Annotated in this window: 25 protein-coding genes and 3 tRNA genes; 17 read left to right on the forward strand and 11 right to left on the reverse strand. The window is 71.5% G+C overall.

Annotated features, from left to right (window positions below):
- Nucleotides 1–6 precede the first annotated feature (6 nt).
- Entirely contained in the window at nt 7–777 is a 771-nt protein-coding gene (cbiQ, locus tag O7616_RS10815) for a cobalt ECF transporter T component CbiQ (RefSeq protein WP_282306663.1), read from the forward strand.
- Nucleotides 774–1,532 carry an ABC transporter ATP-binding protein gene (locus O7616_RS10820; protein WP_282306664.1) on the forward strand — a complete coding sequence of 253 codons (759 nt, stop codon included), beginning with the start codon at nt 774–776 and terminating at the stop codon, nt 1,530–1,532. The genes cbiQ and O7616_RS10820 overlap by 4 nt, the downstream gene beginning before the upstream one ends.
- On the opposite strand, the gene O7616_RS10825 is transcribed toward O7616_RS10820, so the two are convergent.
- The 4 genes from O7616_RS10825 to O7616_RS10840 are packed head-to-tail and all read right to left on the reverse strand — an operon-like array spanning nt 1,516 to nt 4,499.
- Nucleotides 1,516–2,655, reverse strand: coding sequence for a hypothetical protein (locus tag O7616_RS10825; protein WP_348773862.1), 1,140 nt, complete (start codon nt 2,653–2,655; stop codon nt 1,516–1,518). The two genes, O7616_RS10820 and O7616_RS10825, sit on opposite strands and share 17 nt — an antisense overlap.
- Nucleotides 2,652–3,368: a thioredoxin domain-containing protein gene (locus tag O7616_RS10830; RefSeq protein WP_282262192.1), complete on the reverse strand. Its 717-nt coding sequence runs from the start codon at nt 3,366–3,368 to the stop codon at nt 2,652–2,654. The genes O7616_RS10825 and O7616_RS10830 overlap by 4 nt, the downstream gene beginning before the upstream one ends.
- Complete coding sequence (locus O7616_RS10835) at nt 3,361–3,876, reverse strand: MauE/DoxX family redox-associated membrane protein (RefSeq protein ID WP_282306665.1); 516 nt, start codon at nt 3,874–3,876, stop codon at nt 3,361–3,363. The genes O7616_RS10830 and O7616_RS10835 overlap by 8 nt, the downstream gene beginning before the upstream one ends.
- Nucleotides 3,877–3,908: 32 nt before the next feature.
- On the reverse strand, nt 3,909–4,499 hold the full coding sequence (locus O7616_RS10840; protein ID WP_282262189.1) for a sigma-70 family RNA polymerase sigma factor: 591 nt from the start codon (nt 4,497–4,499) through the stop codon (nt 3,909–3,911).
- A gap of 202 nt (nt 4,500–4,701) precedes the next feature.
- Here O7616_RS10840 and O7616_RS10845 point away from each other — a divergent pair, with 202 nt between their 5' ends.
- Nucleotides 4,702–6,369: a copper resistance protein CopC gene (locus O7616_RS10845; protein WP_282306666.1), complete on the forward strand. Its 1,668-nt coding sequence runs from the start codon at nt 4,702–4,704 to the stop codon at nt 6,367–6,369.
- A 17-nt stretch (nt 6,370–6,386) separates the two neighbouring features.
- Nucleotides 6,387–7,121, forward strand: a complete 735-nt coding sequence (locus tag O7616_RS10850; RefSeq protein WP_282306667.1) for a YcnI family protein — start codon at nt 6,387–6,389, stop codon at nt 7,119–7,121.
- A 157-nt stretch (nt 7,122–7,278) separates the two neighbouring features.
- On the opposite strand, the gene O7616_RS10855 is transcribed toward O7616_RS10850, so the two are convergent.
- On the reverse strand, nt 7,279–8,562 hold the full coding sequence (locus tag O7616_RS10855; protein ID WP_282306668.1) for a glycosyltransferase 87 family protein: 1,284 nt from the start codon (nt 8,560–8,562) through the stop codon (nt 7,279–7,281).
- A gap of 72 nt (nt 8,563–8,634) precedes the next feature.
- Here O7616_RS10855 and orn point away from each other — a divergent pair, with 72 nt between their 5' ends.
- Both orn and O7616_RS10865 read left to right on the forward strand, forming a co-directional pair.
- The gene (orn, locus tag O7616_RS10860) at nt 8,635–9,225 is read left to right on the forward strand and encodes an oligoribonuclease (protein ID WP_282262181.1); all 591 of its coding nucleotides are present in this window, start codon (nt 8,635–8,637) and stop codon (nt 9,223–9,225) included.
- A 105-nt stretch (nt 9,226–9,330) separates the two neighbouring features.
- Nucleotides 9,331–9,406 (forward strand) — tRNA-His (locus tag O7616_RS10865).
- 126 nt (nt 9,407–9,532) lie between these two features.
- Here the strand turns inward: O7616_RS10865 and O7616_RS10870 are convergent.
- Together O7616_RS10870 and O7616_RS10875 are read right to left on the reverse strand one after the other, a co-directional pair.
- Entirely contained in the window at nt 9,533–10,822 is a 1,290-nt protein-coding gene (locus O7616_RS10870) for an Ig-like domain-containing protein (RefSeq protein WP_282306669.1), read from the reverse strand.
- A gap of 249 nt (nt 10,823–11,071) precedes the next feature.
- Nucleotides 11,072–12,346: an Ig-like domain-containing protein gene (locus tag O7616_RS10875; protein ID WP_282306670.1), complete on the reverse strand. Its 1,275-nt coding sequence runs from the start codon at nt 12,344–12,346 to the stop codon at nt 11,072–11,074.
- Nucleotides 12,347–12,533: 187 nt separating this feature from the next.
- On the opposite strand from O7616_RS10875, the gene O7616_RS10880 reads away from it, so the two are divergent.
- Both O7616_RS10880 and O7616_RS10885 read left to right on the forward strand, forming a co-directional pair.
- Nucleotides 12,534–12,609: transfer RNA gene (locus tag O7616_RS10880), tRNA-Lys, on the forward strand.
- A 162-nt stretch (nt 12,610–12,771) separates the two neighbouring features.
- Nucleotides 12,772–15,855, forward strand: a complete 3,084-nt coding sequence (locus O7616_RS10885) for a VWD domain-containing protein (protein WP_282306672.1) — start codon at nt 12,772–12,774, stop codon at nt 15,853–15,855.
- A 52-nt stretch (nt 15,856–15,907) separates the two neighbouring features.
- Here the strand turns inward: O7616_RS10885 and O7616_RS10890 are convergent, their stop codons facing one another.
- Nucleotides 15,908–16,849 carry a helix-turn-helix domain-containing protein gene (locus O7616_RS10890; protein ID WP_282306673.1) on the reverse strand — a complete coding sequence of 314 codons (942 nt, stop codon included), beginning with the start codon at nt 16,847–16,849 and terminating at the stop codon, nt 15,908–15,910.
- A 16-nt stretch (nt 16,850–16,865) separates the two neighbouring features.
- On the reverse strand, nt 16,866–17,300 hold the full coding sequence (locus O7616_RS10895; protein WP_282306674.1) for a DUF6010 family protein: 435 nt from the start codon (nt 17,298–17,300) through the stop codon (nt 16,866–16,868).
- A gap of 182 nt (nt 17,301–17,482) precedes the next feature.
- On the opposite strand from O7616_RS10895, the gene O7616_RS10900 reads away from it, so the two are divergent.
- Nucleotides 17,483–17,558 (forward strand) — tRNA-Lys (locus O7616_RS10900).
- A 139-nt stretch (nt 17,559–17,697) separates the two neighbouring features.
- Nucleotides 17,698–18,267, forward strand: a complete 570-nt coding sequence (locus O7616_RS10905) for a kinase (RefSeq protein ID WP_282306675.1) — start codon at nt 17,698–17,700, stop codon at nt 18,265–18,267.
- Nucleotides 18,268–18,313: 46 nt separating this feature from the next.
- Here O7616_RS10905 and O7616_RS10910 read toward each other — a convergent pair whose 3' ends face one another.
- Complete coding sequence (locus tag O7616_RS10910) at nt 18,314–19,489, reverse strand: DUF418 domain-containing protein (protein ID WP_282306676.1); 1,176 nt, start codon at nt 19,487–19,489, stop codon at nt 18,314–18,316.
- Nucleotides 19,490–19,686: 197 nt separating this feature from the next.
- Between O7616_RS10910 and O7616_RS10915 the strand changes: the two genes are divergently transcribed.
- Both O7616_RS10915 and O7616_RS10920 read left to right on the forward strand, forming a co-directional pair.
- Nucleotides 19,687–20,202 (forward strand): hypothetical protein, encoded by a 516-nt coding sequence (locus tag O7616_RS10915; protein WP_282306677.1) that lies wholly within the window; start codon nt 19,687–19,689, stop codon nt 20,200–20,202.
- A gap of 83 nt (nt 20,203–20,285) precedes the next feature.
- The gene (locus O7616_RS10920) at nt 20,286–21,542 is read left to right on the forward strand and encodes a PP2C family protein-serine/threonine phosphatase (RefSeq protein WP_282306678.1); all 1,257 of its coding nucleotides are present in this window, start codon (nt 20,286–20,288) and stop codon (nt 21,540–21,542) included.
- Here O7616_RS10920 and O7616_RS10925 read toward each other — a convergent pair whose 3' ends face one another.
- Nucleotides 21,543–21,911, reverse strand: a complete 369-nt coding sequence (locus O7616_RS10925) for an STAS domain-containing protein (RefSeq protein WP_282306679.1) — start codon at nt 21,909–21,911, stop codon at nt 21,543–21,545.
- A 220-nt stretch (nt 21,912–22,131) separates the two neighbouring features.
- On the opposite strand from O7616_RS10925, the gene O7616_RS10930 reads away from it, so the two are divergent.
- The 5 genes from O7616_RS10930 (at nt 22,132) to O7616_RS10950 (ending at nt 26,796) form a co-directional block, all read left to right on the forward strand.
- On the forward strand, nt 22,132–22,920 hold the full coding sequence (locus tag O7616_RS10930; RefSeq protein ID WP_282306680.1) for a hypothetical protein: 789 nt from the start codon (nt 22,132–22,134) through the stop codon (nt 22,918–22,920).
- A gap of 241 nt (nt 22,921–23,161) precedes the next feature.
- Nucleotides 23,162–23,623 carry a class F sortase gene (locus O7616_RS10935; protein ID WP_282306681.1) on the forward strand — a complete coding sequence of 154 codons (462 nt, stop codon included), beginning with the start codon at nt 23,162–23,164 and terminating at the stop codon, nt 23,621–23,623.
- 52 nt (nt 23,624–23,675) lie between these two features.
- The gene (locus O7616_RS10940; protein ID WP_282306683.1) at nt 23,676–24,302 is read left to right on the forward strand and encodes a sigma-70 family RNA polymerase sigma factor; all 627 of its coding nucleotides are present in this window, start codon (nt 23,676–23,678) and stop codon (nt 24,300–24,302) included.
- Nucleotides 24,299–25,030 (forward strand): anti-sigma factor, encoded by a 732-nt coding sequence (locus O7616_RS10945; protein ID WP_282306684.1) that lies wholly within the window; start codon nt 24,299–24,301, stop codon nt 25,028–25,030. Before O7616_RS10940 ends, O7616_RS10945 begins: the two co-directional genes overlap by 4 nt.
- Before the next feature lie 95 nt (nt 25,031–25,125).
- Complete coding sequence (locus O7616_RS10950) at nt 25,126–26,796, forward strand: serine/threonine-protein kinase (RefSeq protein ID WP_282306686.1); 1,671 nt, start codon at nt 25,126–25,128, stop codon at nt 26,794–26,796.
- Nucleotides 26,797–26,821 lie beyond the last annotated feature (25 nt).

A 26,821-nucleotide genomic window follows, 5' to 3' on the forward strand; every position in this document is an offset into this window, starting at 1 on the left:
GCGGAGATGGGTGCCGGTCACGGGCATGTGCTGTACCGCGAGTCCGACTCGCCGGTGCACCGGCTCCCGCCCGAGGTCAAGATCGCGGCGATGGTGGTCTTCACCATCGCCGTGGTGGCCACCCCGCGCGAGGCGTTCTGGGCCTTCGGCGCGTACGCCCTGCTGGTGGCCGTGGTGGCGGCGCTGGCCCGGGTCGGGCCGCGGTGGTTGCTCAGCCGGGCGCTGATCGAGGTGCCGTTCGTGCTGTTCGCCGTCGCGCTGCCGTTCCTCGGCAGCGGTGACCGGGTCGAGGTGCTGGGTCTGCGGCTGTCCGAGGACGGGCTGCACGGGGCGTGGAACATCCTGGCCAAGGGCACCCTGGGTGTGCTCGCCTCGCTGCTGCTCGCCGCGACCACCACCACCCGGGACCTGATCGTGGGACTGGACCGGCTGCACTGCCCGCAGGTGCTCACCCAGATCGCCACGTTCATGCTGCGCTACCTGGACGTGTTGGTCGGCGAGGCGCGACGGATGCGGGTGGCCCGGATGTCCCGGGGTGACGACCCGCGCTTCCTGTGGCAGTTGCGCGGCTTCGCCGCCGGGATCGGGGCGTTGTTCCTGCGCGCCTTCGAGCGCGGCGAGCGGGTCTATCTGGCGATGCTGTCCCGGGGTTACAACGGGCGGATGCCTGTCGTGTGGCAGGGCGAGGGCGCGGCGAGCGTCGGTCAGTGGTTGGTCGCGGCGACCGTGCCGGTGCTGGCGGCCTCCATCGCCGCCACCGCCGTCGTCCTGTCATGATCGGTGTCGTGCAGACCGCTGTCTCGCTGGACGTTCGTGGTGTCCGGTACGCGTACCCGGACGGGCACGTCGCCCTGCACGGGGTGGACCTGACCGTGCCGCGCGGGGATCGGGTGGCGCTGCTCGGGCCCAACGGCGCCGGCAAGACCACGTTGGTGCTGCACCTCAACGGCATCCTCACCCCGACCGAGGGCAGCGTGAGCGTCGGCGGGCTGACCGTCACGCCGGATCGGGCCACCCTGGCCGAGGTCCGTCGGCGGGTGGGCATCGTCTTTCAGGACCCGGACGACCAGTTGTTCCTGCCCACGGTGGCGGAGGACGTGGCGTTCGGTCCGGCGAACCTGGGCCTGCGCGGGGCGGAGTTGACCGCCCGGGTGGACGAGGCGCTCGCCGCGGTGGGGATGGGTGAGCACCGGGACCGGTCGCCGCAGCACCTCTCGTTCGGGCAGCGCCGCCGGGTGGCGGTGGCCACCGTGCTCGCCATGCACCCGGAGATCCTGGTGCTCGACGAACCGTCGTCGAACCTGGACCCGGCGGCTCGCCGTGAGCTGGCCGAGATCCTGCGCGACCTGCCGGTGACGCTGCTGATGGTCACGCACGACCTGCCGTACGCGGCGGAGCTGTGCGACCGTTCGGTGATCCTCGACGGCGGTCGGATCGTCGCCGACGCCCCCACCCTGGATCTGCTGACCGACCCGGCCCTGCTGGCCCGCCACCGCCTCGAACTCCCCTACGGCTTCAGCCCGCGGCCGTAGCGCCCCGATCGGGGGCGCCCCGATCAGTAGCTCCCTGCTCGGCGTCCTCGACGCGCGGCGCTCGGGCGGCCCGCGAGGCGGCGTGCAGGCGCAGGACTCCGGCGGCTGTCGCTCCGGCGCCGGTGATCAGCACCGTCGCCACCATGACGCGGGCGATCCCGGGCGACCACGGCACCGGCGCGATGGACCGGGCGAAGACGGCGGCGTTCGCCGCGCCCGCGAACAGCGCCAGGCAGGCCCCGGCCAACGCCACCGCGAAGTCGGCGGCCGGGCGGCGGGCCGACGCGTACCACCCGGCGGCGATCGCGCCGAGCCCGGTGAGCAGCGACCAGATCTGCCCGGACAGCAACCCGAGCAGCACACCGCCGACGCCCTGCGCGCCGGCGTCCAACTCCCGACCCACCGGGTACACCACCGCGACCGCGCCGCCGACGATCAGCAGCGCGCCCACCGCGGACAGCGCTCGCCCGCCGACCGCCGAGGCGGCGGCGACCAGACCGAGCGCGCCCACCGCGAGGAGCCCCACGATGGTCACCGTCCACCAGGAGTACGCGTCCGGCGGCGGCACCCAGTCGAGCGTGCCGCCGATCACGACGGGGTCCGCGCCGTCGCGCAGCGGGACCGTCCAGTCCCGCACCCGGTGTTCGCGGTCCGGTGCGGCGCGTACCGCCGCCGGAGGGCCCGACTCCTGCCACAGCGCCCGCTGGTCGTGCCAGCGCACTGTGGGCCCGTCGGCGACCCGCCGCCAGGACGGCGGTGCGGCCGGGTCGGCCTCGGCCGGCAGCGCGGTGTCCCCGGCGAGGGTGCGGTTCAGGTAGGTCGCGGGGGAGCGGCGGTTCTCGAAGACGCCGTCCGGGCCGACCCGCAGGTACGGCTCACCGGAGTAACCGATCACCTCGACGGCGCGGCCGCTGCGGTTGGTCAGCTCCAGTCGGGCGCCCGCCTCGACGACGCGTACCTCCAGCCCGGGCCGCGCCGGCGCGACCCCGGTGGTCCGGGTCCGGTAGTCGGTGCCGTCCGGGGCGTCCGCGCCGTGCGCGGCGGCCGGCGCCGCCGTGAGCACTGTGGCCGCGCCGGCCGCGGCGACGACGACCGCGGCGCGGGTCAGCAGGGTACGGATCACTTGCCGGCCGCCGCCACGGCGGCGCTGAGGCCCTGCGGGCTGCGGTCGGCGAGCGGCTCGCCGTTGACCAGGATCGTCGGTGTGCCGGTGACGTTGCTCCGGCTGGCCTCGTCGGTGACGTGCTCGGTCCAGGTCCGGTACGTGCCGTCCTTGACGCAGCCGGCGAACGAACCCCGGTCGAGGCCCACCCCGACACCGATGTCGATCAGCTCGTCGTTGTCCAGACCGGCGCTGCCCTCCGGCGGCTGCTTGGCGAAGAGCGCGGACGCGTACTCCCGGAACTTGCCGCCGGCCGCCGCGCAGCCGGAGGCGGCCGAGGAACGGCTGGAGTACTCGGTGGTGGAGAAGCGGTTGAGGTACGCCACCGGGTGGTAGACCACTTTCGCCTTGTTGTCGGCCGCCAGCTGGGTGAGCGTCTCGCCGCTGGTCTGCTCGAACTGGTTGCAGGCCGGGCAGAGGAAGTCCTCGTAGACGTCGACGGTGACCGGCCCGCCGCCGGTGACGATGCCGGTGCCGTCGGCGTTCGCGCCGGGCGGGGTGTTGAAGCTGTCCGACCGCTGGCTGGACCAGATCGCCCAACCGGCGACTCCGGCGACGACCAGGACGACGACCGCGGCGGCGGAGACCCATATCGTGCGCCGACGCCGCCGCTCACGGGCGAGCTGTTCGCGGACCACCCGGGCGGCGTCCCGCTGCCCCTTGCGACTACTCATCCTCGTCCTCCACAACGGGCTCGCCGGCCAACCACCCGTCCACCGACACCGGCGTACGTGGCCAGATCAGCAGAAATCCGGCCAATACCAAGAATCCCAGGTCCCGGAGGATCTCCGGGAGATAACTGGGGGCCTGTCCCTCGGCCAGCTGCCCGCCGCTGCCGAAGCAGCCGCAGTCGATGGCCAGCCCGCGTGCCCAGGCCGAGGCGATCCCCGCGATGAAGACCACCAGCAGCGCGGCGGACACCCCGGCGGCGAGCCGGGTGGCCAGCCCCACCAGCAGCAGCACGCCGAGCGCCAGCTCGACGAAGGGCAGGGCCGCGCCGATCACGGTCGCCACGTCGTAGGGCATCACCTGGTACGCGTTGACCGCCCGCCCGGAGGCGGCCAGGTCACCGACCTTCGACGCGCCGGCGACGAGCCAGACGGCGGCGAGGCCGAGCCGGGCCACCGTGCCGAGCCAGGGCCGGAGCACCGGCCAACGGCCGGGAGGTGCAGTCACGCTCATTTGTCGTTCCGTCTCCGCCGGAAGTTCCGGGATCAGCCGGCCAGGGCGTCGCCGACGGCCTCGACCAGCTCGTCGCGGGCCCGGGCCACCCGGGACCGGATGGTGCCCACCGGCACCCCCTCCACGGCTGCCGCCTCGGCGTACGACAGGCCGAGCAGTTGGGTGAGCACGAACGCGGCGCGTCGCTCGGCGCTGAGCCGGCGGACCAGGTCGGTGGCGCCGAGCTGCCCGGACGGGTCCGGGTGCGGGCGGTCGGTGTACGCGTTCGCGGTCAGGCGCTCGTCGAGCCGGCGGCGACGGATCACCGTGCGCAGGTGGTCGGCGCAGGCCCGGCGCGCGATGCCGAGCAGCCAGGTGCGGGCGCTGGAGCGGCCCTCGAACGCGGGCAGAGCCCGGAACGCCCGCAGGTACGTCTCCTGGGTCAGGTCGTCGGCGCTGTCCGGGTCGACCAGGGCGGCGGCGAAACGCCAGACCTCGGCCTGGGTCAGCCGGACGAACGCCGACTGGGCGGTCGGGTCGCCGTGTCGCGCGCTCAGCGCCCACTCGGTGGCCGGGTCCCGGGCGACGTCGTCGGCCGGCTCGGCCGGACCGGCGGAACCGGTGTCACGCGGGACGGGGATCACGACAAACCACGATACGCGCCGCTCCGCCGAGCGACAGGGGCCTTCGGCCCGTGGATGGTCTGCGCCACCCCGGGAACTTTCTCCCACCGCGGACCGACTACCTCCTCATGACACGCGATCCCTCACGCGCGGCACCGGCGGCTGAGCAGAGTTGAGCCCTCTGCCCGACTCGGGTCGCCGAGATCCACACCTGTCGGCGACCATGGCTGGCATGACTGTCGCCCCCCACCGCTGGCTCGCCCGGCTGGCTGTCGCCGCCGGCCTGCTGGTCACCGTCGGCGCACTGCTGATCGCGCCGGCCACCTCCGCGAGCGCCCACGCGGTGCTGCAGAGCAGCAGCCCGGCTGCCTCCTCGGTCGTGCCGAGCGGGCCGTCCGAGGTGGTCCTCACGTTCAGCGAGTCGGTCCGTAAGGTGCCCGGCAAGATCAGGGTCATCGCTCCGGACGGCTCCCGGGCCGATCGGGGTGAGCCGGCCTTCGACAACACCGTCGTGACGATCCCGGTGAGCCCGGACGCCGGACGTGGCACCTACCTGGTCAGCTTCCGGGTGATCTCCGCCGACAGTCACCCGGTGTCCGGCGCGTTCACGTACTCGGTGGGTGCGCCCTCGACCCCGCCGGCCGACTCCGGTGGGGACGACAGCCGCGCCGACCCGGTGGTGAGCACCGCCGTGAAGGTGGCCCGGTTCCTCGGCTACGCGGGCCTGGTGCTGCTGGTCGGGCCGGTGCTGGTGCTCGCCGCGCTGTGGCCGAAGCGGCTCTCCCGGCGGGAGCCGAGCCGGCTGGCCTGGACCGGCCTCGGCCTGGTCACCGTCGCCACGCTCGCCGACCTGTGGTTGCAGGTGCCGTACACGGGCGGCGGTGGTCTCTTCGAGGTGTCCGGCGAGGGGTTCGCCACCGTCTTCGGCAGCCCGTTCGGTGCCGCCCACCTGGTCCGGCTGGGCCTGCTGGCGGCCTCCGTCTTCCTGCTCCGGCCGCTGCTGGCCCGCCCGGCCGGCCGCACCGACGCGATCATCCTGGCCGTGCTCGGCGTCGCCGCCCTGCTGACCTGGCCGCTGGCCGGGCACCCGGCGGCCTCCCCGGCACCGGCGGTCTCCGTGGTGGTCGACGCGGTACACCTCGGCAGCATGGCGGTCTGGCTGGGTGGCCTGCTCATGCTCGCCGTCTTCCTGCTGCGCCAGGCCGACGAGCGGGAGTTGAGTGCGATCCTGCCGATCTGGTCCCGCTGGGCGGCGCTCGCCGTCTCGGCCCTGCTGCTCGGCGGCACCGTGCAGGCGTTGATCGAGGTGGCCACCCCGCAGGCGCTGGTCGGCACCACCTACGGTCGACTGCTGCTGGCGAAGATCGCGCTGTTCGCGGTGGTGATCGGCGTGGCCGCGTACTCCCGGCAGTTGGTGCGCAGTCGGGTCGCGGCGCAGCGTCCCGTTCCGGTCCGCCGGGCGGTCTGGGTGGAGTTGGCCGTGACGGCGGTGGTGCTGGGCCTGTCCGCGACCCTCGTGCAGACGCCGCCCGCCCGGACCGCCTCCGCCGAGTCGTCCGACGTCTCGGCCGGCCAGTTCACCACCACGCTGACCAGCACGCTCTACACCATGCAGGTCGAGCTGAGCCCGGCCGAGCGGGGCAACAACTCCGTGCACCTGTACGCGTACAGCAAGGACAACCTGCCGCTGCCGGTCAAGGAGTGGCGGGCGACAGTGGCGTTGCCCTCGGCCGGGATCGAGCCGATCGAGGTTCCGCTGCTGCCGTTGACCGACAACCACGCCTACGGCGACATCAGCCTGCCGGCCGCCGGCGAGTGGCAACTGAAGATCACCGCCCGTACGACCGACATCGACCAGGCCACGGTGACCGCCACCGTGCCCATCCGTTAGAGAGGTCCGCGAAACCCATGACCCGATTCCGGCGTACCGCAACCGCCGCTGCCGCCCTGGCGGTCACCGCCGCCGCCACCGCTGTGCTCGGCTTCGCCGGACCGGCGTCCGCCCACGTCACGGTGAACCCGAAGGAGGCGACCCAGGGCGGCTACGCGCGGGTGGCGTTCCGGGTGCCCAACGAGAGCGACACCGCCTCGACCAACAAGCTGGAGGTGGTGTTGCCGGAGAACGCCCCCGTCGGCTCGGTGTCGACGATGCCGGTGCCCGGGTGGACGGTGGCCACCGAGAAGCGCAAGGTGGACCCGCCGATCGAGGTGCACGGCAGCCAGCTCACCGAGGCGGTCTCCAAGATCACCTGGACGGCCACCGGCGACGCGGCCGTGAAGCCGGGGCAGTTCCAGGAGTTCCCCGTCTCGATGGGGCCGCTGCCGAAGGTCGACACGATGGTCTTCAAGGTCCTGCAGACCTACTCGGACGGCAACATCTCGCGGTGGATCGACGACCCGGCACCGGGCGGCGAGGAGCCGGAGCACCCCGCGCCGGTGCTCACCCTGGCCGCCGCCGCGCCGGAGGGCGCGGCCACCACGCCGACCGCCGCCGTCGCGGCTCCCGACGACGACGATGACGACGAGGGCAACGGCCTGGCTGTCGGCCTCGGTGTCGCCGGTCTCGTCGCCGGTCTGGCCGGCCTGGTGCTGGGCGGCCTGGCCTTCACGCGGACCCGTCGGGAGCCGCTCGCCAAGGCCTGACCCCCGACGCGCCCGCCGGCCCGCCCGCACCATCGGGCGGGCCGGCGCGTTTCCGGAGCCGCAACGGCGGGTGGCCCTCCGCGCTGCCGACGCGGAGGGCCACCTTCACCGGGGGAGCGGTGCTACCCGAGCGACGCTTGGGGTAGATGAGGTCAGATTAGCGTTGATCGCGGCTAGTCGAGAGGTCTGTCCATTTGGTGCGATTTTCCGTCGCGTGTCCCGAACGGATCGGCAGGGCCGCCAACAGCAGCACGCTGAGCAGCACGTACGTGTTCTGCGCGACGAAGTCCACCGGGTCATGGGTACGGATCACGCCCGCGCCCCACTTCTGGAACGTCACCACCCCGTAGACGATCACGACTGTGGTGACCAGCGCGAGCGTGGCGGACCACCAGCGCCGACCCGCCTGCTCCGGCCGATCGGCGCTCAGCGCCGCGTCGACCAGCAGCACCACCGCCGGCACGAACCAGTAGATGTGGTGGGTCCAGCTGATCGGGCTCACCAGAGCCCCCACCAGCCCGGTCAGCGTCAGACCTGTCAACGCGTCACCGGCCCGGGCGGCGCGGGTGGCCCGCCACAGCCCGTAGACCGCGACCGCGGCGACCAGCAGCAGCCACAGCAGCCGGTCCGGCTTCTCCGGTGCGGTGAACCTGCTGAGCAGCCCGAACAGCGACTGGTTGCCGACGATGTCGGTGCGTCCGACCCGCTCGGTGGTCCACAGCTCGTGTGTCCAGAACCGCCACGAGTCGCTGGGGGCGATGGCCGCCGCGAGCAGGGTCGCCGCCGCCGCGGTGGCGCCGGCCACCGCCGCGGCCCGCCACCGCCGGGTGGCCAGCAGGTACACGATGAAGATGCCGGGAAAGAGCTTGAGCGCCGTCGCCAGTCCCACACCCACCCCGGCCCAGCGTCGCGCCTGCGGCACGGCGAACAGCAGGTCGGCCAGGATCAGCACGACCAGCAGCATGTTGATCTGGCCGAAGGTGATCGTCTCGCGGATGCTCTCCACAGCCAGCACCAAGAGCACGGCGGCGACCAGTGTGAACGTCCGCGGCAGGCCGTGCCGGGCGATCACCGGCAGCACCAGCCAGCGGGTGGTGAGCACCACGGCCAGCACGGTGAGCACCGTGAAGATCGCCACGGTGGCGCCCAGCCTCAGCAGACCGAACGGCCACAGCAGCAGCGCGCTGAACGGCGGATAGGTGAAGTACAGCTCGCCCTGCACCCGGTCCGGCTGGACGTAGTCGTAGAGGGGATGACCGACGCGCCACCAGTCCATGGCCGACATATAGATCTTGAGATCGAAGAAGTTGTGCACCAGGCCGGGCAGGTAAAGCGCCGGCAGCACGGCGAGAAGAGCCACCACCGCGACCAGGCGACGGACCGTACGGCCGCCGGGATCGTCGTCCGTGACGGCGGGCGGTGCGACGGGTTCTGCTGGCACCCCGAAACCCTAGCGGGCCGGTCCGCCGAGAGCGCGCAGCCGCGGGGCGTGGGCTGCGCGTAGGCTGTCCCGGTGGCTGAACTCCTCGTCTGGATCGACTGTGAGATGACCGGGTTGGACCTCGGCAGGGACAAACTGATCGAGGTCGCGGCACTGGTCACCGATCCGGAACTCAACGTGCTGGGTGACGGTGTCGATGTGGTGATCCACGCCGACGAGGCGGCGTTGGAGGCGATGCCGGAGATCGTCCAGACGATGCACGCCAAGTCCGGCCTGACCGACGAGGTCCGTCGTTCGGCGGTCACCCTCGCCGAGGCCGAGGACCGGGTGATGGAGTACGTGACCAGCTTCGTCAAGGATCCGCGTACGGCCCCGCTGTGCGGCAACTCGATCGCCACCGACCGGGGCTTCATCGCCCGGGACATGCCTCGCCTCGACGCGCACCTGCACTACCGGATGATCGACGTCTCGTCGATCAAGGAACTCTGCCGCCGCTGGTACCCGCGGGTGTACTTCGGCCAGCCGCAGAAGGGGCTCGCCCACCGGGCGCTGGCCGACATCCGGGAGAGCATCAGGGAGTTGGAGTACTACCGGCGGACGCTCTTCGTCCCGCTGCCCGGCCCCGACGTGGAGACCGCCAAGGCGATCGCCGCCGAACTCTGACCGCGGCCGCGGTGGGCGGGGAACCCGCTGGACGGGGCCGGCGGCGGTGCCGCTATTATTGGTCCGCACCCCGCCCGGGGCGATCGACCGGGCGACGGCGGCATGGTGGCTGTAGCTCAGTTGGCAGAGCACCGGGTTGTGGTCCCGGTTGTCGTGGGTTCAATTCCCATCAGTCACCCCACGAGAAGGCCCCCTCTTCGGAGGGGGCCTTCGTCGTTGTCGGGCGTGATCCACTCCGGTTACCGGAAAACCGGGGCATCCCCTCGCTGGGCTGCCCCGGTTTCCGGTAACGCGAGTCGACCCTGGGTCAGGCGGTCGGCGTCGCCGACGGGGTCGCGCCGTCCGGCGTCGTCGGGGTGGTGTCCGGGTCGGCGGGAGGCTCGTACGGCAGGGCGCTGCCCTTGACGTACTCGTCCCAGCTCATGTTCCAGTCGGTCCAGCCGTTGCCGTTCTGCAGCTTGCGCTCGGTGCCCTTGACCGTGATCGGGTCACCGATCTGGGTGTTCTTGAACAGCCAGTCGCCGTTGGCCATCGACACGTTCACACAGCCGTGCGAGACGTTCGTGGTGCCCTGCTGGCCCTCCGACCAGGGCGCGGCGTGGATGAACTCCCCGCCCCAGGTGAGACGCTGCGCGAAGTCGATCTTGGTGCGGTAGCCCTCCTCCGGGCCCAGCTCCTCGAACGTGTCGAAGACCGTCTTGCGCAGCTTCTCGATCACGACCATGGTGCCGCTCGACGACGGGGTGCTCTTCTTGCCGAGGCTGACCGGAATGGTCTTGATCACAGAGCCGTTGCGGGTGACGGTCATCCGCTTGGTCTTGTTGTCCACCGTCATGACCACCGCAGGGCCGATCTTGATGTCCACGTTCAGGTCGGCGCGGCCGTACCAACCGTCACCCATCGGCAGGCCGCCGGCCTGCACGCGGTAGGAGACCTTGCTGTCGGTCTTCCAGAACTCCTTCGGGCGGTACCGGATCTCGGTGGGGCTGACCCAGTGCCAGATGCCCTCCTGCGCCGGTGTCGACGTCACCGTCATCCGGCGCTGCACGTCGTCGCGGTAGTCCTCCGGAATGCCCCGGCTGAACTTCACGATCAACGGCATGCCGACCCCGACGACCTGGTTGTCACCGAGGAAGCTGGTCACCCGTACCTGATTGGCCGGCTTGGCCATCGTGGTGAAGGTGCTGGTGGCGGTGGCCGGACGGCCGTCGTCGCCGGTGGCGGTCACGGTCGCGGTGTAGGCGGTGCCGTAGTCCAGCGCGCCGGACGGCAGCCAGGACTTGCCGTCCGCGGCGAGGGTGCCCTCCACCGCCTTGCCCGCCGCGTCCTTGAGCTCGACGGTTGTCTCCTTGGCGTCCTTCGTGGTGAAGGTGATGCCGGTGGAGGCCGGCACGTCCTTGGCGTCGGCCGCCGGCTCGCTGATGGTCGCCGCCGCCTTCGGCGCCGCGTCCTCGCCACCGCCGTGCCACGAGGACGGCTTGCCGCCGTCGCCGTCGGTGCACGCCGAGGTGAAGGCCAGCGCCACGGCGAGGAGACCCGCCGCGAACACGCGGCCTCGCCCGCCTCGCCTGATCAGCCGATCCTGGCTAGCTCGCATGATTCCCTCACAGTCGTGGTCGCTGCCCCATCGTCTCCTACTGACGCGCCAGAGCCGCCCCCGGTTGCCGAGGGTGAACGGAAACACGCCGACCAGGGTGCCGGATTCTTGCTACTATCCGGCGTTTCGTGAGCGTGCTTCGTCTCCGTGCCGGGCTGAGGGGTCGCCGCGGCGTCGTCGCGGCGCGGGACTGCAAGAGTACGCGCCGGCCCGGCCATCGGCCGGACCGGCACATAGACGTCGGGCGACTCAGAGCGCCGGGCCGGCCCCACCACTGGGTACGGGTAGCGCACTGCCCTTGACGAACGCGGACCAGCTCAGGCTCCACGCCGTCCAACCGTTGCCGGCAGCGATCTTGCGCTCGGTGCCCTTGATGGTGATCGGGTCACCGATGCGGGTCTTCTCGAACAGCCACCGGGCGTTGACCATCGACACGTTCACGCAGCCGTGCGACACGTTCTGCCGCCCCTGCACGTGCTCCGACCAGGGCGCGGCGTGGATGTACTCGCCGCCCCAGGTGAGCCGCTGGGCGAACTGGATGTCGGTGACGTAGCGGTTGGCCGGGTCCGGGTCGTCGCGCGTGTCGAAGACCGTGGCCTCCTTCTTCTCCATCACGACCATGGTCCCGCTCGACGACGGGGTGCTCTTCTTGCCCAGGCTCACCGGGATGGTGCGCACGACCGCGCCGTTCTCGTACACGGTCATCTTCTTGGTGGCGTTGTCGACCTTCATCTCGAACGACCGGCCGATCTTCGCGCTGGCCTTGCGGTCGACGTCGCCGTACTTGCCGTTGCTCAGCGGCATCCCCGCGATGGCGATCCGCACGGTGATGGTCGTGCCCGGCTTCCAGTACTCCGGGGCCCGGTAGTAGGCCTGCGTACCGTTGTCGACCCAGTGCCACGCGCCCGGCTGCGGCGGGTCGGTGCGGACGAACATCCGCTTCTGCACCGCGGCCCGGTCCTTCTTCGGGATGCCCGGGTGGAACTCGGTGACCACCGGCATGGCCACCCCGTAGCTCTTGTCGTCGAAGAGGTACAGGCCGGAGCCGATCGTCGACTTGGGCTTGACCATCGTGGTGAAGGTGCTGGTGCCCTGACTGCTCGTGCCGTCGGCCCCGCTCGCCGTCAGCGTGGCGGTGTAGCGGGTGCCCCACTTCAGCGGGGCGGACGGCACCCACGCGGAACCGTCGGTACGCAGCTTGCCCTCGACGGTGCCCCCGCCGTCCGCCGTCAGGGTGACCGCTGACACCTTCCCGCCGTCCGGGAGCTTCGCACTGATCTCCGTGCTCACCGGCCGGTTCTTCGTGCCGTCGGCCGGGCTCAGGGTGAGCGTCGGCCCGCTCGGTGTGCTCGGCGCGTTCGGGTCCGGACTCGCCGACGAGCCGGGCGCGGCTCCCGGGTCGGCCGCCGACGTCCCGCCCACGAATTCCGGCTTCTTCTGCTCGTCGCCACACCCGGTCAGTGCCAGCGACGCCGCCAGAGTCAGAGCGCCCACCACCGCTCCGGCTCGCGTGAACCGTGCCATGCCCACCTCTGTTCTCGCGTACCTGGCGGACATCGTGCCGCATCGACGCCGCAACTCAAGTCCCCGTCGTGTGCGGCTGCGGCGGTTTGGGGCATTTTGTCGGCAAAGCTCGACCGAAGGGGGGAGCCGGGCAACCGAATTGGAGCCCAGGTTCCGGGGGTGCTAATGTTCTCTCCGTTGCCGATGAGCGCCGCTAGCTCAACTGGCAGAGCAGCGGACTCTTAATCCGCGGGTTCGGGGTTCGAGTCCCTGGCGGCGCACCAACGATCAAAGCCCTGACCTGGTGGTTCACACCTGGTCAGGGCTTTTGTCGTGTGGTGGCAGGCGAGGCCCTGCCACGCGCACTCGGTGTGGCGCGTGACGGCTGGGACCGGTCCCCGACAGTGCGTGCGGAGACCGGCCGTCGCGCCCCTACAGTCCGCACCATGAGGTGGACGGTGCGACTCGCGGCCACGGTTTCCGTACTGCTGACCGCCCTGGCGGCCGGAGCGGTGAGCGCCGCCGCGGCGCCCGCCGACGGCGGCCTCGGCCTGGCCCTGCGGCCCGGCCAGACCGACTACCGGGCCGGCGACCAGGTCCGCCTCGACCTCACTGTCACGAACACCGGCGGAGCGGCGTGCGCGCTGCCGACCAGCGCCGTCGGCACCGTCCAGGTGACCGGGGTACGCCTCGACGGGCGGGACCTCACGCCGACGCTGGCCCGCAGCTTCCACGACGACGGCATCGGTGCTGCCGCCACCGCCGGCCTCACCACTGTGGAACCCGGTGCGACCACGACGGTGAGCCTGACCGGCGTACGCCTGCACGACGGTGACACGCCCGACGCGGTGCTGCTCCGCTCGGTGGCGGCGACCCCGGACGGCGGTGGCCTGGACACGCTGTGGCCGGTCGGCGCTCCCGGCCGGTACGAGGTGACCGCCGGCTACCTGCCCCTGCCGGTGACCGGCGCGACCGGCCTCTGCGCGGGCGGGACCACGCTGCGGACGACCACCTTCACGGTGGGTGATGGCGGTGGCCTGGCCCAGCGGCGCTGGCTGTGGCTCGCCGGGTCGGCGTTGCTGCTGGCGCTACTCACCGTCGTGTTGGTGCTGGTCCTCCGGCGGACACGCCGCCGTCGGCCGACCGCCGCCGCGGTGGCACTGCTGCTGGTGTCGGTCGGCGCACTGGTCGTCGGCGGGTCCCGACCGGCCCGGGCCGACTACGCGGTGGACCCGACCGGTGGCGTGCCGGTCAGCGGCGTCGACTTCCAGGGCGCTGTCGACAACTGCCTCAAGGGGTTCGCCGCGCCCGGCGGGGACCCGTCCGGCCTGCTCCCGCGGCTGCGGGACAAGAAGTCTCCCCGGGTGCGGATCATCCCGACCACCGGCGGCTCGGGCGCGTTCGAGACCCCGGACAGCCCCGACGGGAAGGGATCCTCGACGGTCACCTGGAATCCCACCTCCGTCGAACCGTACGGCGACGGTGTGGCCCGGGACCCCTGCGCCGCCCTCTACCACGAGCTGAACCACGCCGACGACATCTCCCAGAACAAGGTTCCGCAGGGCGACTGCGGCAGCACCGAGATCCGTACCGCCGAGGTGAAGGCGACTCTCGCGGAGAACCGTTACCGGGCGGCGAAGGGCCTGCCACCGCGCACCGAGTACGACGGGAAGCCGCTGCCGAAGAGCCTCGACGAGTGCAAGAAACCGGCGAAGAAGAAACCCCCGCAGAAGGGCCCGGTGAAGCTCTGCGAGGAGGGCGCCGACTGCGGCGGCAGCAACGGCGACCCGCACCTGGTCACTTTCGACCGGGTCGCCTACGACTTCCAGGCCGTGGGCGAGTTCACGCTGGTCACCGCCACCGGCGGCGATCCGCTGGAGGTGCAGGTCCGGCAGGCGCCGATGGTCGGCACCCGAACCGCCTCGGTCAACTCGGCTGTCGCGTTCCGGGTGGGTGCCCACCGGGTCGCGCTCACGCTCACCGACGGCGGCACCCGCGTACACGTCGACGGCACGTCGCTGGCCGCGCCACCGGAACGCACCGACCTGCCCGGCGGCGGCACCCTCACCCGCCGCCCCTCCGACACCGGACCCACCGACGGGTACGACGTGACGTGGCCGGACGGCTCCGCGGCGGCGGTGGACCAGATCGGCCACTACGGCTACCGGGTGCTGGTCAGGCTCGCCGACGGCCGGGCCGGGAAGGTACGCGGCCTGCTCGGCGACTTCGACGGCGACCCGGCCGACGACATCGCACCGTCCTCCGGGACCGCGCTCACCCAGCCGGTGCCGTTCGCGCAGCTCTACCCGGCGTACGCGGACAGTTGGCGGATCACCCCGGACCGCTCGCTGCTGCACTACGACGACGGGCAGGACACCGGCACGTTCACCGACCGCGCCTTCCCCGAACGGGAGGTCACCGTCGACGACCTCGACCCGGCCCGCCGCGCCGCGGCCGAGCAGATCTGCCGGTGGGCCGGCATCACCGCCCCCGCCCAGCTCGCCGAGTGCGTCTTCGACGTCGCGGTCAGCGGCCGCCCCGAGTTCGCGGTGGCCGGCGCCACCACCGAGCGGGTCGCCCCGCCCGCCGCCACGCCGATCACCGCCGTACCCGTGGCGACCGCCAGCCTTACCCCCGGCGGGCCGCCACTGACGTTCCCCGGTCGGGCCGGGGACGCCGTCTTCGTCGACGCCTCCGCGCCCGGGATCGCCGACCGCTGCTCGCCGTACGCGCTCACCGACCCGACCGGCCAGTACGTCGGGGGCGGCTGCGCCATCAACGGCGTCGGGTACATCGACCGCGTCGACCTCACCACCACCGGCACGTACGCCGTGCGGGTCACCGCCGCCCCCGGCGACACCGGACGAGCAGCCGTCCGGGTGTACGTGGCTCGGGACGTCGACGGCACGCTGCAGGCGAACGGCCCGGCGGTCACCGCGACGCTGGATCAGCCCGGCGCGCGGGCCCGGTACCGGTTCACCGGGCAGCAGGGTGAACGCGTCTATGTCGAGGTGCCCACGAGCACACTGCCCAACCAGTGCTCCCCGCTGGAACTGCGCGGCGCCGAGGACCGGCTGCTGAGCAGCGGCTGCGTGATCAACGGCGTCGGCGAGATCGACGGCACCCTGCTGCCCGCCGACGGGACGTACACCGTGGTGGTAGACCCCACCGGGCGCACCACCGGCGCGACCACACTGCGGCTGCTCAGCAGCCGCGACCAGGCGGCGACGATCACCGTCGGCGGGCCGCCGGTCGTCGCCACCATCGACCGACCGGGCGCCGTCACCACCTACCGGTTCACCGCCGACGCCGGTACGTCGGTGAGCCTGACCGCGACCGCCTCCGACCTGCCCGACCAGTGCGGTGTGCTGGAGCTACGCGCCCCCGACGACAGCCCGATCACCAGCGGCTGCGTGATCAACGGAGCCGGCGACATCGCGCCGACAGTGCTGCCGAGCTCCGGCACGTACACAGTGGTGGTAGACCCGTCCGGGGCCGCGACCGGGCAGGTCACGCTGACGCTGAAGTGAGGCGGACCCCTGCCTGTCGTGCTACGTCCATCGGCCGCCCCGCGCGTCGTGGTCACCCGCCGGGGAAGCTGCGCCGATACGCCTGCGGACTGGTGCCGGTGATCCGCTTGAAGTGGTCCCGGAAGGCGGTGGTGGAGCCGAAACCGACACGCGCCGCCACCCGGTCCACGGGATGGGCGGTGGTCTCCAGGAGGTGCTGCGCCTGGTGGACGCGGACCCGGTGCAGCCACCGCAGCGGGGTGGTGCCGGTCTGGTCGCGGAAGCGCCGGTTCAGCGTCCGGGTACTCATGCCGGCGTGGCGGGCGATGTCGGCGAGAGTCAACTCACGTGGGGCGTTGTCGCGCATCCAGGCCAGCAGCGGCTCCAGGGTCGCCCCCTCCGGGGCCGGTGGTTCGTGCGTGATGAACTGCGCCTGTCCGCCCGCGCGTTCCAGCGGCATGACGGACAACCTCGCCGCGTCGGCGGCGACGGCGGCGCCGTGGTCGCGGCGGACCAGGTGCAGGCACAGGTCGAGCCCGGCAGCGGCGCCGGCGGAGGTCAGGAACTGGCCGTTGTCCACGTAGAGCACGTTGGGGTCGACCTGGATCCGCGGATGCTGGGCGGCGAGCCGGTCGGTGGCGAGCCAGTGCGTGGTGGCGCGGTGTCCGTCGAGCAGGCCGGCGGCGGCGAGGGTGAACGCCCCACCGCAGATGGAAGCGATCCGGGCGCCATTCGCGGCGGCGGCGCGCAGCGAGTCGAGCACCGCGGTGGGTGTCGCGGCGGCGGGGTCGGAGACACCCGGCACGACGACGGTGTCGGCGTCGACGAGGACGTCCAGGCCCCATGGCACCGCCATGCTGAACGCGCCAGTGGTGACCGTCGGCGTGGCGGCGCAGACGAGGACGCGGTAGCCGGCGCTCCCGTCGGGCAGGCGGGTGCGGTGGAAGACCTCCATCGGGGTGGCCAGGTCGAACGGGACGACGCTGTCGAGGGCGAGCACGGCCACGGTGTGCATGGCGGAATTCAACCAGTCAGGACTGTGCGGTGACCGGCGGGCGCGCATCGTCCGCCCGCCGCACGACCCGGTCGTACAGGTCTTTGACCGACATGCCACCGGCGAAGCACCACAGTGTGATGACCGGATCGCAGAGCGCGCAGCCGAAGGACGAGTCGTGCAGCGACGGGATGATCGGGGTACCGCGCCGGTGGTGCACGACGTCCCAGACCGTGTGCAGGAGCCATCCGACGCCGATGAAGGTGTACGAGGTGAGCCCGGCGTAGCCCACCACCAGCAGCAGCGCGCAGAAAGCCAGCTCCCACAGTCCGAATCCGCCACCGCTGATGTAGGCGGCCCCGGCGCCGGTGACGATGAGCGCGTTCAGGCGCCGCCGGTGCGGCTCCGGCACGAGGGAGTTGAGCCCGACGTAGACCAGCCCGATCACCACGGGCATGACATAGCGAAGCACGACCAGCACCGTTTCCGTTCCCGTTGAAGCGTGTGGAGAAGGAGCCTAGGAAGGCCTGCCATAAGGGACGAGAGGCGAAATTGCCAGGGTCCGCCGGATTCTCGCCACCCGTCTCCGGTGCTGGCCACTGCCTCTCCGGGCGGATACGCGGGCGTGCTAACGTCTCGTCCCGTTGTCGGTGAGCGCCGCTAGCTCAACTGGCAGAGCAGCGGACTCTTAATCCGCGGGTTCGGGGTTCGAGTCCCTGGCGGCGCACCAACGATCAAGGCCCTGACCTGGTGGATCACACTGGGGAAGGGCCTTTTTCGTGCGATGGTGCCGTCCAATGCCGTTGTCGTATCGCCACCGGCCGGACGAGCAGGTCTGCGTGCGCAACGAGTGAATCCGAGGAGGGATCGTGCTCGCTGAACCCACCGGCAGCCCGGACACGATCCTCGTCTGCATCCGGGGCAACTCCGGCTCGGGCAAGAGCAGCATCGCCCGCGAGCTACGACGCCGGCACGGCCGGGGTTGCGCCCTGGTCGAGCAGGACTACCTGCGCCGCATCCTGCTGCGCGAGCGGGACAAGCCCGGCGGCGCGGCACCGGACTTGATCGGTCAGACGGTCCGGTTCGCGCTGGACCACGGCTACCACGTGGTGCTGGAGGGCATCATGCACACCAGCCGATACCGCAGCATGCTGACCGCCCTGCGGCACGACCACCGCGGCCGGTCACTGTTCTGCTATCTCGACGTGTCCCTGGCCGAGACCCTGCGCCGGCACCTCACGCGCCCGCAGGTCGGTGAGTTCAGCGCCGAGCAGATGAGCGGCTGGTACGCCGCCCATGACGTCCTGGGATGGCCCGACGAACTCGTCCTACCGGAAACCACCACCCTGGTCGACGCCGTCGAGGCCATCGCGGCTGCGGCTGAGCTACCTCAGACCGGACGCGACGACGACCTGCCACCGAACGTTGCGTCCCTGTAGCGCAGCTCAGCCGGCGGCATCGGGGAACCCGGCGCGGGCGGGACCGTCAGACCCTGTCGGCGGCGCGGATTGGTGGCCACCGCTGCTCGGTCCAGGCCCGCAACAGCCACTCCACCGGTCCGTACCGGAACCGGGCCATCCACGCCGCGCTCGCGGCGAGCTGCGCACCGTAGATGGCGACCGCGATGAGGAGGACGACAGCAGGTGCGGCGGTGCCGGCGAGGCCCAGTCCGACGCCGGTGAAGACCAGCACACAGAGCAGCGACTGACCCAGGTAGTTCGACAGGGACATCCGTCCGGCCGGCGCGACTACGGCGACTACCCGCCGTCCCCGGCTGGTCTGGAAGAACTGGAGAAGGGTGGCGGCGTACGCGGCCGCGAGCAGCGGCGCGGTGAGTACGCCCGCCGCCAGCCCGGTCAGGTTGGCGGTGCCCCCACCGGCGGCGAAGATCACCGCACCGGCCAGGCCGATCGGATAGCCCAGCTGCTGCACCCGGCGCAGGAGCTGCCGGTTTCCGACGGCGTCGGTGAGCAGCCGGCGTCGCCCGGCCGCGTAACCGAAGAGGAAGGCCGAGAGGGCGAGCGGCCCCTGCACGAGGAGCGTGCCGACCATCGCCGGCAGTTGGCGTACGTGCTCGGCGATCACCGACCCGATCCCGCCCTGCAGTGCCTCGGTGGACCGTTGCCCCGCCGCGAGCGCCGCCGCCGGATCGGTGACCAGCTGAGCCCCGCCGACGGCGGCGAGCGCGACGACGAGACCGATCCCGCCGGTCAGCAGTACGGCAGTGCGCACGGCGGTGCCGACGGCGACTCGTCGCATGCCGAGCAGGACCAGGCCGAGCAACGCGTACGTGGCCAGGATGTCGCCCTGGAACAGCAGCACCGCGTGCAGGATGCCGAGCACGAAGAGCCCGGCCAGCCGTCGCCGGAACCGGGGGGCGAAGTCGACGCCCCGCCGCGCGGCGGAGTCGAGTTGGAGCGTGAAGCTGTAGCCGAACAGGAAGGAGAAGAGCAGGTACGCCTTCATCGCGAAGAGCAGCTCGACCAGCCACCGGACCGCCTGGTCGCCCCACGAGTCGTACGCGGGATCCGGAACCAGATGGAAGGAATAGCCGGAGCTGAAGAAGGCGATGTTGACAATGAGGATGAGGAGCAGCGCCACGGCGCGCAGCGCGTCGACGTCGGCGATCCGGGAGCCCGTTCTGGGTGATCCCTCATTCACGACTGGCGGGTCTTTGATGGAGAACGTCACGCGACTACCCCCGTAACGAAAAGGACATCGAATTCGATGGTTTCCTCTCTCCGACCCTACGAAGCGGTAGATCAAGGTGACAGCCGGTGAGCGGGAATGTCGCCGGTGGGGCAGGCCCTACCCCAGGGCGCAGCCATCCCGCGAGAGGGACGGTTAGATTCCGCGATATGGACCTCGCCGCGATTCGGGAGGACGTCGCCGTCATCGACGCCCTTCTCCGGGACATCGCTGATCGTCCGGTGGACCTGACGGATCCGGACTGGCCAGCGAAGCTGTCAGCAGCCAAGCCGCCAGTTGAGGAAGCCGGGGTGGCCGTTGAGGCGGCGGCGACCCTGGCCGCTCTGCTGGACGTCTACGAGTTCGGTGACGAGGTGACCAGGGACGAGGTCCGCCGAATCTTCCGCGCCCATCGAGCTTTCAGCTGGGGAGTCGGTCTCCACGATGAGTTCCCCTCGGCCGCCGCCGAGTTTCGTCGACGGCTGGTCCACATCTCCGCCCGGGACCAGTCTGCGGATCCACGCGACGACCTCATGGAGATCTGGGAGTTGTGCGAGCGGGCGCGCGACAACGGGATCGACGTCGAGCCCGTTCTGTATGCGGTCGCCGAGATCTCGGGTGAGGCTGATCATTTCGGGATGGGGTCCACCCGGCGACTGATCCTGCGCGGCCTGGAACGTCGCTGAAACTGCCACAGGGCGTTGTCGGCGGTCGGAGGCGTCGGCAGCGCTCCGTCTCCGTCGGCCGGGGATGTTCGTAAACTCTGAGGGTGCAGAGCAGTCAAGGGCGAGCCCTGGCCGGCATGTTGGACGCGGCTGAGGCGGCCTCGCCGGTCGAGGCGGTCGAGGCGGTCACCCGAGAGGTCGGTGTGGCGCTCGGCGCCTCGGCCGTCTCGTTCCTGATCGCCGACTTCAGTGGGCGGGCGCTGGTGCGGTTGGCGCATGTGCCGATCGACGACGCGGGCGGGAGCCGCCGGCACGGTGGGGAGGTCGCCACCGTGCTGCCGTTCGACGGCAGCCTGGCCGAGCAGGCGCTGCGCACCCAGACGGTGCAGGTGGTCGCGCGGTCTGACGACTGGATGGTGTTGGCGCCGGTGACGGAGCGTGGTGAGGCTATCGGCCTGTTGGAGATGGTGTTACCGGAGGAGCCCTCGGCGCAGGCGTTGGGCGAGATCACGCGCACGGCGCACGCGTTGGCGTTCGTGGTGATCGCGAACCGGCGGCACACCGACCTGTTCGAGTGGGGCCAACGGACGACTCCGTTCACTCTGTCCGCGGAGATCCAGCGCCGGTTGCTGCCGGGGGCGTTCACCTGTGAGGCCAGTGCGTTCACGTTGTCCGGTTGGCTGGAGCCGGCTGCCAGCATCGGCGGGGACACGTTCGACTACAGCCTGGGTCGCGATGTGCTGCACTTCAGCGTCACCGACGCGATGGGCCACGGCGTGGCGAGCGCCCTGACGGCGACTCTCGGTGTGGGAAGCCTCCGCAACACCCGCCGACGCGGCGCTGAACTGGTCGAACAGGCTGATGTCGCGAACGCCGCGGTGGCTGAACACGCCGGCGTGCGCGGTAGTTACGTCACCGCGGTCCTCGGCCGTCTCGACCTGCGTACCGGGGTGTGCGCGATGCTCAACGCCGGCCACGTACCGCCACTGCTGGTACGGGGCGGGGAAGCCCAGCCGCTGCGGCTGCCGGGTAATTTTCCGCTGGGGATGTTCGGTGCGGCCGAGTTCCTCCACGAGGAGATCACCCTGCAACCCGGTGATCGTCTGGTCGTGGTCACCGACGGCATGGTGGAACGCAACGCCGCCAACGTGGACCTGCCCGCCGTGTTGGGCTCGATCAGCGAGCTGCACCCCCGCGAGGCCGTCCGGGCGTTGGCCGACGCGGTGCTGGAAGTGGGTGGTCCGACTCTTGCCGACGACGCGACCCTCTTGATCATCGATTGGTACGGCGGGCACGGGGAGGACCGGCGTACCAGCGCGGGTGCCGATCTGGAGCGTGCCAGCGTGGCGTTGCTCGGGTGACTACTGGCCCCGGGTGACGCCGCCGGAGATCGAGATGTCGCTTTCGGCCGTGTGTACGTCGTTGTAGATGTCGATGACCCGGTCCACCGACGTGATGCTCAGGACGCGGCGTACCCCGGGCTGCACCCCCGCCAGGCTCAGCCGGCCGTCGACGTCGCGCAGCGACGTGAACATCACCACCAGCGTGCCCAGCGCGCTCGAGTCGATGAACCCCACCCCTGACAGGTCGACCACCACCTGCCGGTCGCCGGAATCGATGAGCTGCTGCAGGCTGTCGCGCAGTTGCGGGGCGGTGGCCATGTCGAGCTCACCTCGCGCCTCGACAACTGTGCAACCCCGGCCCGGTCGAGCCGACAACAGCAGATCCATAACAGCCTCCAGCGCGAGGGTCCGCCATCCACCCTATGTGGTCGACGTGCGACTGGCAGATGGGGCGGCGGCACCCGGACGGCGACCGTAGGACCGCCGGGCTGTCAGATCCTCCGGAAAGAGTTCGGTCCGGCACCAATCCGGCGCGCGGCACGCGACGAATACCTCCCGACAGCACCTGAGTATCAACTCGCCGTACCGGCGGAGACGGAGATTTGTTGTGAGACTGACCCGAGCCCTGCTCGCCGTGCCCGCAGCCGCGCTGGTCCTCGCGTTCCCCGGCGTCGCGCACGCCGACGAGAGCGTGCAGGTCCAGTTGCAGGACCTCAACGAAACCGGCGCGACGGGAACCGCGACGTTGACCGCGACGAGCGGCGGTGACCTGAAAGTCATGATCCGGTCGAAGGGCATGACGCCGAACTCGCCGCACGCCCAGCACGTGCACGGCGCGGCCAACGGCATGGACTTCCACTGCCCGGACAAGTCCGCCGATGCCAACGGCAACGGCTACGTGAGCACTGAGGAGGGCCTCAAGATGTACGGGGACATCTTCATCTCGCTGACCACCACCGGCGACACGACGAAGGCGAGCGGACTCGCGGTGGACCGGATGCCGAAGGCCGACGCGAAGGGCAACCTCAGTTACGAGCGCACCATCCCGGCCGCCGAACTACCCGCCGGAACGATCGAGCACCTGAAGGACCTGCACCTCGTGCAGCACGGAATCGATGCCAACAAGAACGGCAAGTACGACATGGAAGCGCTCGGGGAGTCGACGTTCGCCAAGTCCATCGGTGTCAACGGGATCCCCGCCGAGGCCACCGATCCCGCGACGTGCGGCATGGTCAGTGGCGCGGCCGCTGGCTCCGTACCCGCTGGGGGTGTCGCCACCGGTGACGGCAGCACCTCCGGCGGATCACCGACCATGATGTGGTCGGTGGGGGGCCTCGCGTTGCTCGGCGCCGCCGGTGCGGTCGTCGCGCGACGCCGGCTCGTCGGCGAGCGCTGAGCCGGGAGTATTCGTGACAGACACCGGCGATGCACCAGTGCCGACCGGCCACCGTCAGGGGCGTCTCGCGCTCCTGGCGGTGGCCGGCATTCTCACAGTGACGGCAGCCGTGACGATCGGTCTCGCGGTCGCCGACCCGGGGGGCGACCCCCCACGACCCGAGGCGTCCGTTGCGGCATCGGCCGGGAACGCGTCGCCTGTCCCGGCGACCAGTCCGGGCGAGTTGACCTCGGGCCCGCTGATGGCCAGCTCGCCGCCGACGCGGGTGTCGATCCCGTCGTTGAAGGCCACTGCGGCGATCGTCGCCCTCGGCCTGCAGGCGGACGGTGCGATGCAGGTCCCGGACAGCGCCACCGACGTGGGCTGGTTCACCAAGGCGCCGACGCCCGGAGCGCTCGGCCCGGCCGTGCTGGCCGGGCACGTCAACTGGAAGGGGCGCCGTGGGACGTTCTTCGACCTGGGCAAGCTGCCCGTCGGCGCCGGGATCACCGTCGACCGTCAGGACGGCGGCACCGCGATGTTCACCGTGACCAGGGTCGAGCAGTATCCCAAGGACCGCTTCCCCACCGACGAGGTGTACGGGGCCACCGACCACGCCGCGCTGCGCCTGGTCACCTGCGGCGGCGAGTTCGACGACGCCACCCAGCACTACCGCGACAATGTCATCGTCTATGCACGCCTCGCTCACGCTCATCCCGCCTGAAGCCGAGTACACGTCGGCGGTGCTCCCAACCGTCGCCAGCACAGGAGAGGACATGCCGAGAATGGGCGGCGACCCGGAACAGGCGAGGCGGTTGCGGTCAGTGCCGCCGGACACCGCGACCCCACCGACCGCCGACGAGCTGTTGCCACAGGTGGCGCGGGGTGACGAGGCGGCGTTCGCGGCGCTGTACGACGCCGTGGTGGGCAGGGTCCTCGGGTTGGCCCGCCGGGTCGTTCGCGATCCGGCGCAGGCGGAGGAGGTGACGCAGGAGGTGATGGTCGAGGTGTGGCGCACCGCTGGCCGTTTCGATCCCGGTCGCGGCTCCGCCTCGGCGTGGATCCTCACCATGGCGCACCGCCGGGCGGTGGACCGGGTACGCGCCGAGCAGGCCCACACCAACCGCGACCGGCAGGTCGCCGCTACCGAGTCGCACGTCCCCTACGACGAGGTGGTCGAGGACGTCACCGCCCGATTGGAGCGGGAACAGGTCCGCCGGTGCCTGGGGCGGTTGACGCCGGTCCAGCGGGAGGCGGTGACTCTCGCCTACTACGGCGGCCACACCTACCGCGAGGTCGCCGAGAAGCTGGAGGCGCCGCTGCCGACGGTGAAGACGCGGATGCGCGACGGACTGATCCGGATGCGCGACTGTCTGGGTATCGAGATGGAGGGACGGGCATGAGCGCCGACATCCACACCCTCGCCGGCGCGTACGCCCTCGACGCGGTCGACGACCTGGAGCGGGCCGCGTTCGAGCGGCACCTGGCCGAGTGCGAGCCGTGTCGCGTCGAGGTCACCGAGCTGCGGGAGACGGCCGCGCGGCTCGCCGAGGACACGGCTGTCGAGGTGACCTCGCGGGGGTTGCGGGAGCGGACCCTGGCCGAGGTTGCCAGGACACCGCAGCTGCGGGTCGCCGCCACAGGTACCGGCCACAGGCGGCAGGCGAGCAGATGGCGACAGCTCACCGTGGCCGCCGCCGCAGCCGTCGTCGTGGCTGCCGGCGCGAGCGTGGTCACCTGGACCGTGAGCAACGATCGGGTCAGCGACGAGCGGGCCAGCAGCGACCAGGCTCGGCAGATCGCCGCGGTTCTGGACGCTCCGGATGCCCGGGTGTTCGAGCGGTCGTTGCAGCCCGGCGGTGCCGCGACCGTCGTGGTGTCCCGGGATCGCGACCGTGGGGTGGTGCTGCTGCGTGATCTGCCTGAACCTGGCCCTGGGCGGATCTACGAGCTGTGGCTCATCCGTGGCACCGAGCCGGCCCGCTCCGTGGGGCAACTGCCCGAGGGGGGCAGGGCGTCGACCACCGTCATCGGTCCGGTCGCCCAGGCGGGCACCTTCGGGGTGTCCAACGAGCCCGTGGGCGGCTCCGTCGCCCCCACACGGATCGTGGGTACGGTCGAGTTGAGCTGAGCATGGGCCGGCCGCGGTCACACCGTCGGCCGGCCCGGTTGCTGCTCGTCTCGTCACCCAGCCATCCGTGCGGCGGATCGCTCCGAATCACCCACATGGATGACGAGCTGCTCGCCGGCCGGTACCGCAGGCTCCTGCCTGTCGAAGACACGGCCACCCCGGGACGCGTCTGGCTGGCTCGCGACGAGGTGCTCGGCCGGGACGTCGCGCTCAAGCAGATCGCGGTGCCGGGGTGGGCGAGCGACGCCGAACGGTCCCGGTTGCACGAGCGGACGCTGGCCGAGGTTCGTGGGCTGGCCGGGCTGGACCATCCGGGCGTCGTGGGGATGTGGGACGTGCTGAGCGCCGACGGGTACCTGTGGCTCGTCATGGAGCACGTGCCCTCTCGGTCCCTGGCAGAGGTGGTTGCCGCCGGCGGCCCGCTGGCGCCGACCGAGGTGGCGCGGGTCGGGCTGCACCTGCTCGCCGCACTGAGTGCCGCGCACGGGGTGGGCGTGGTGCATCGGGAGCTCTGTCCGCAGAACGTGCTGCTCGTCGACGACGGGAGGGTCATGCTCGGCGGGTTCGGCCCGTCGATCTTCGACAGCCACAGCCCGGCGACCGTCAGCGCGGCGAGCCTGTCGAGGATCCAGTACGTCGCGCCTGAGCGTGCTCGCGATGGCAGGTCCACCCCCGCCTCCGACCTGTGGGCTCTCGGCGCGACTCTCTACCTGGCCGCGGAGGGTCGCCCACCGTGGGCCCGATCCTCGACCCTGGCCACGCTCGCCGCTCTGGCCACCGAGGCGCCGCACCGAATGAGCGCCCTGCCGCTCGAACCCGCGATCACCGGTCTCCTACTGCGCAATCCCCGTCAGCGCCTGTCCGCGCGGGAGGCCCGCAGCCTGCTGGAGCAGGTGGCTGCGGCGACCGTACCGATCGAGCCTGTGTCGATGCCCCGATCGCGTCGCTGGCGGAGCGTGCGCGCCACAGTGCGTCGTCCGCCGCGAGACACCGCTTCCCCGGCGTCTCCGATCCCACAGGACGGGGTCGACACCACTGTCATTCCAGTAGGCGTTTCGACGACCCGTGACCGGACGACCGCCTGGGCGTTCGCTGGTGCCGTGGTGGGCCTGCTGGCGGTCGTGGCCGTCGTCGTCACGGCAGCCGGTGCCGTGATCGGCGGCTTGGGCGGTCCCGACGACGCGTCGGTGGCCGAACCGGGCGGTGCGGCGGCCGGAGCGGTGGGGTCGACCGAGGCGGCGCAGCCTGCCCACCTCTGCCTGGACGATGCCGCCTCCAGTGAGTCCGAACCTCTGGAGGCGGCCAGCGCGCCACTGCCGTACGCGTTGCCGGACGGCTGGGTGTGGCACCAGGACCCGGCTGGCTTCCTCATGGCGGTGCCCGAGGGATGGACCCGGCACACCGAGGGCGGAACCGTCTGTTTCCGGGACCCCGTCGAGGTGCGGGCCATCGCCGTCGATCCCGCCGCCACGGTGACCTCGATACCGTCGACCCGGTGGGAGGCCGCGGAGCGCGACGCGCTGGGGGCCGGGGCGCTACCCGCCTACCAGCGGATCAGCATCGGGCCGGTCATTCGCCCGGGTGGCGCCGCGGAGTGGGAGTACACCTGTGACCGGGCCGCCGGTGCGCGGCTGCACGTCCGCCGGCTACTGGTGAACGAGAGCAGGACCCGCGCCTACAGCCTGTCCTGGATCACCCAGGACAGCCAGTGGAGTGCGACCGAGCCTTTGCAACGACTGGCCCTCGCCAGCTTCCGCTCCGACTGACGATTGTCGGCGCGGTGCCGGCGCC

The sequence above is a fragment of the Micromonospora sp. WMMD964 genome (assembly GCF_029581455.1).
Lineage (GTDB): Bacteria > Actinomycetota > Actinomycetes > Mycobacteriales > Micromonosporaceae > Micromonospora.